General features: G+C 66.9%; 4 protein-coding genes. All 4 read right to left on the bottom strand.

Translation table 11 applies throughout. From position 1 onward, the window contains the following. Positions 1–69 precede the first annotated feature (69 nt). Positions 70–1617 carry a FecR family protein gene (locus VF643_RS00865; protein WP_331041468.1) on the bottom strand — a complete coding sequence of 516 codons (1548 nt, stop codon included), beginning with the start codon at positions 1615–1617 and terminating at the stop codon, positions 70–72. Positions 1618–1727: 110 nt separating this feature from the next. Then, entirely contained in the window at positions 1728–2495 is a 768-nt protein-coding gene (locus VF643_RS00860) for a metallophosphoesterase (protein ID WP_331041467.1), read from the bottom strand. Positions 2496–2546: 51 nt separating this feature from the next. Further along, positions 2547–4208, bottom strand: coding sequence for an MFS transporter (locus VF643_RS00855; protein ID WP_331041469.1), 1662 nt, complete (start codon positions 4206–4208; stop codon positions 2547–2549). 145 nt (positions 4209–4353) lie between these two features. Next, positions 4354–4887 (bottom strand): fibronectin type III-like domain-contianing protein (locus VF643_RS00850; RefSeq protein WP_331041466.1); only part of this gene is annotated, 534 nt, incomplete at its 5' end.

Raw genomic sequence — 4887 nt, 5'->3', positions numbered from 1 at the left:
CGCCGTGCAGCGTTGCGGGCTGGAACACCTTGAGCCGCGATTCACTACGGCGAGCTAGCGTGCGCGTCATCAATCGTCGTCCTCGTCCCGCTCTGGCTTGTCGCGCGCAGCCTTGGCGAGCTCCGCAGCGGCATCGAGGGCATCCTGAGCGGCCTTGGCGGCGGACTTCGCGGCGTCGTCTGCCGCCTCCTTCGCCTCCTTGGCGTTCTTGGCAGCTTCCTTGGCGGCGTCATCCGCGGCGTTCTTGGCGGCCTCCCGAGCCGCGTCGTCTACGGCGTTCTTGGCTGCCTCCTTGGCGGCGTCGTCTGCGGCGTTCTTGGCTGCCTCCCGAGCCGCGTCGTCTGCCACGTTCTTGGCTGCCTCCTTGGCAGCATTGTCGGCGGCGTTCTTGGCGGCCTGCTTAGCGGCATCGTCTGCCGCTTTCTTGGCATCTTCAGTCGTCTTGGCCGCGTCCTTCGCTGCGGCGTCGGCAGCTCCCCCCGCGTCCTTCGCTGCCTTCTCCGCCTCGGTCGCGGCGTCCTTGGCGGCCTTTTCCTGTTCCTTGGCAAGATCGTCGGCTGCCTTCTTGGCATCACCGGCGGCTTTTCCCGCCTCCGCGCCTGCCGTGACGCTGTCGTTCGCCACGGGAGCGGTCGCCACCGGGATGGTCGCGACGGGCTCCGGCTGGGCAGGTGGCTCGGCGGGGGTGCCGGTATCGGTCGCGGGAGATGCGATCGGCGGTGTATCCGCGACCGGAGCAGCGGATGCCACCGACGGTTCCGCAGCCGCTTCGGGAGGGGGAGCCAAGGTCTCCAGCTTCACCGACGCGACGAGCATGACTGAGGCCGCGGCAGTAGTGCCTGTCATCATGCCGCCGGTGATCGATGCGAGGTCGATTGGCTTGGACGAGATCGCCTCGCCGATCGTCTGGGCCCCGGAATCGAAGCCGATCGGTGCGGCGCCACCTGCTTCTGGGAGCACTGGCGTTGATGCGACGCCCACCGCTGCTGCGGGAACAATGGCACCCGTCGTCGTGGGCGGATCCGCCGGTCGTGCGGGCGAGTCGATCGTGCGCGCGCCGTCGCCCTGGACCTGGAGCCGGTACAGGTCGGCTGCGCCGATCGTCGCGACCGTTCCCGGACGGATGAGGTCCTTCGCGCCGCCATCGAGCGTCGCGACCTCGACCACCCCTTCCACCACCTGGAGCGAGGTGCCGCTGCCATCGACGGTGACCGAGAAAATGGTCCCCTTCACGACGGCGGCGAGGTACGGCGTCTTGACTGCGAAGTGCGGCACCTTCAGCTTCTCGATCCGGAAGATCGCATTGCCGATGTCCTGGACGATCCGGGTGAAGCCACTCGCCTCCTGCATTAGCGGCACCGAAACGCGGCTGTTCGCGCTGACCGTGACGAAATCGCGATCATGCACCAGCACCGCGCGCGCGCCCGGCCCGGTGACGACAGCATCGCCTGGCGCAAGCACCGTGTTGCGTGCGGCCGGCTTGATCTCCGTGCCACGCCGCACCGACACCGCGCCCGCGGCTTCCGAGATGCGCCAGATCTGCGACTGCGCCAGCGCGGCGCTGCTCGTCGTTGCGAGCATCACGGCGGCGCACAGGCCTGCGGCGAATTTCATCATAAGACACCCTTCCTTAGGCGTTTGGCTTACGATGTTAGTGCGACCAACTTCTCACCGAAGGTCGTTAACGCGCCTTGAGGTAAATCCAGGTCAACGAATGGCGCGGGCGTTCAGACGAAGTCGCGGCCGTCGGTCGCTTCCAGCGTCCACTGCCGATCGTCTTCGAGGCCGAGCGCCGTCAGCCGGCCATAGCGGTGCGCACCGGTGTCGAGCCCGATACGGTTGCTGCCGAGGCGTACCGCCTGGTCGATGGTATGGCCGTGGACGATGATCTTGGCGTGGCGGCGGCGGCTGCCCAGAAAAGGCCGGCGGATCCAGAGCAGATCCTCCTCGACCTGCTCGTCGAGCGCCACGCCCGGGCGGATCCCGGCGTGGGTGAAGAAATAATCGTCGAGTTCGTAGGAGGTGGGCAGCGCGTCGAGCCAGTCGATCATCTCCGGCGCGACGCAGCGGCGTACCGTCGCCAGCAACCGAGCGGGATCGTCGCTCTCCAGCTCGGCCGGGTCCGCGCCCAGCCCCAGCAGCGTTGCCTCCCCCCCGAACCGCAACCACAGCGCCAGCGCGGCGGTGTCACCGTGCCAGGCGGCGACCATCGATGCCTCGTGATTGCCCTTCAAGATCACCAGCCGCGAATCGGCGCAGCCGGCAAGCGCCAGCAACAGCCCCGCCGACGCGGGCCCGCGATCGATGAAGTCGCCGAGCAGGACGATCCCGACGTCCGCCTCGTCGCGAGCAGCCGAATCTGCCTCGATCCGGTCGAGCAGTTGCTTGAACAGTCCCGCCTCGCCGTGGATGTCGCCGATCGCATAGACGCGCCGCCCCGGCGCCAAGCTGGCGGGGCGCGTACGGCGCGCGATGATGGGCCACTGAATCGACATCGCGCCTCGAATAGGTGCTCGAGGTAAAAATCCAATAGCGCGTTGCGGCGATCAGTCGTGCAGCGAGCGGCGGAAGGTTTCGGGCAGCAGGATCAACCCGACGATCGCGGTCAGCGCGCAGGCGACGATCGGATACCAGAGGCCGTAATAGATGTCGCCGGTGGCCGCGACCATCGCGAAGGCGGTGGTCGGAAGGAAGCCCCCGAACCAGCCATTGCCGATATGATAGGGCAGCGACATCGACGTGTAGCGGATGCGGGTCGGGAACAGCTCGACCAGCAGCGCCGCGATCGGCCCGTAGACCATGGTTACGTAGAGCACCATGATCGCCAAAATCGCGACCACCATCGGGCGGTCGATCTGCGCGGGATCGGCCTTTTCCGGGTAGCCGACCCCGGCGAGCGCGGTGCGTACCGACGTGCCGAAGTCCTTGATCGCGGCCGCCTTGGCGGGGCCGGTCACTCTGGCGGGGTCCACCACCGGGATCGTGGTCGCACCGATGCGGATCCGGGCGACGGTTCCCGCAGGGGCGGCGATGTTGGCGTAGGAGATGCCCGCCTTGGCGAGGAACGACTTGGCGATATCGCACGAGCTGGTGTCGAACTTGTTCTTGCCGACCGGGTCGAACTGCACCGAACATTCGCGTGGATCGGCAACGACCGCGACCGGCGACGCCGCCTGCGCGGCATAGAGCGCGGGATTGGCGGCGCGCGAGAGGGCGTGGAAGAGCGGCATATAGGTCAGCGCCGCCAGCGCGCAGCCCGTCAGGATGATCCATTTGCGCCCGATCCGATCGGACAGCCAGCCGAACAACACGAAGGCGGGCGTGGCGATCAGCAGCGCGATCGCGACCAGGATGTTGGTCGTCGCGCCGTCGACGCGCAGGTTCTTTTCGAGGAAGAACAGCGCGTAGAACTGGCTGGTGTAGAACACCACCCCCTGCCCCACGACCGCGCCGAACAGCGCGATCAGCACGATCTTCAGGTTGCTCCAGTTCGCGAAGGCTTCGGTCAACGGCGCCTTCGACGTCTTGCCCTCGTCCTTCATCTTCTGGAACACCGGGCTCTCTTCGAGCTGCATCCGGATCCACAGCGACACCACGAGCAAGGCGATCGAGACCAGAAACGGGATGCGCCATCCCCAGGCGGCGAACGCCTCCTCGCCGACCAGCGTGCGCACGCCGATCACGATCAGCAGCGCCGCGAACAGCCCGAGCGAGGCGGTGGTCTGGATGAAGCTGGTGAACAGCCCGCGGCGATGCGCGGGCGCGTGTTCGGCGACATAGGTCGCGGCGCCGCCATATTCGCCGCCGAGCGCCAGCCCCTGGAGCAGGCGCAGCACGACGAGCGCGATCGGCGCGGCGACACCGACCGAGGCGTAGCTCGGCAACAGCCCGACCAGGAAGGTCGACAGCCCCATGATCGCCATCGTCACGAGGAAGGTGTTCTTGCGCCCGACGACGTCGCCGATCCGCCCGAATACCAACGCCCCGAACGGCCGCACCGCGAACCCCGCGGCGAACGCGGCGAGCGCGAAGATGAAGCCGGTGGTCTCGTTCACGCCCGAGAAGAACTGCGCGGTGATGATCGTCGCGAGCAGGCCGTAGAGGTAGAAATCATACCATTCGAACACCGCGCCCAGCGACGAGGCGATGATGATCAGCGGCTGGCTCTGCTTGCCGTGATCGAGCGCGGTGGCGTGCGTGGCGATGATGGCGTCCTCTCGGTTTTTTCGTTTAGAGCGGAAGTCGTTGGGGTTCGCTAGAGGACACGGCGGATTGGTTCACGCGAAGGCGCTAAGGCGCGAAAGGACAGATTCGCGTGACCCAATCCTCTGCAGCATCCAATCCCCGCATGACTTACCCCACCTCCAGCACCACCTTCTTCAGGTTCACCGAATCCGGCCCTGCGAGGATGTCGAACAACCCCGGCTCCACCACCTCCTCCAGATCGACGTTCCACATCCGGAATGCCGCAGGCCCGATCAGAAACTTCACCGTGCGCCGTTCGCCGGGTTGAAGCGTGACCCGCTCGAACGCTTTCAGCTCCTTCACCGGACGGGCGACCGACGCGACCTGGTCGTGGACGTAGAGCTGGACGACCTCGTCCCCTGCCCGTGCGCCGGTGTTGGCGACGTCGACCTCGACGGTGACCGACCCTGCGACGCCGATCTTGGGCGACGACAGCCGCGGCGCGCCGATCTCGAACTTGGTGTAGCTGAGTCCGTGGCCAAACGGGAAAAGCGGCGCGGTGCTGGCGAACAGATAGCCACGGCCGGTGGACGGCTTGGCATTGTAGTAGAGCGGAACCTGTCCGACTTCTCGCGCTACCGTCACCGGCAGCTTCGCGCCCGGATTGATCCGGCCGAACAGCGCCTCGGCCATCGCGGTGCC

The sequence above is a fragment of the Sphingomonas sp. genome, from assembly GCF_036387595.1.
Taxonomy (GTDB): Bacteria; Pseudomonadota; Alphaproteobacteria; order Sphingomonadales; family Sphingomonadaceae; genus Sphingomonas.
This window is presented reverse-complemented; position numbering and strand designations above follow the sequence as displayed.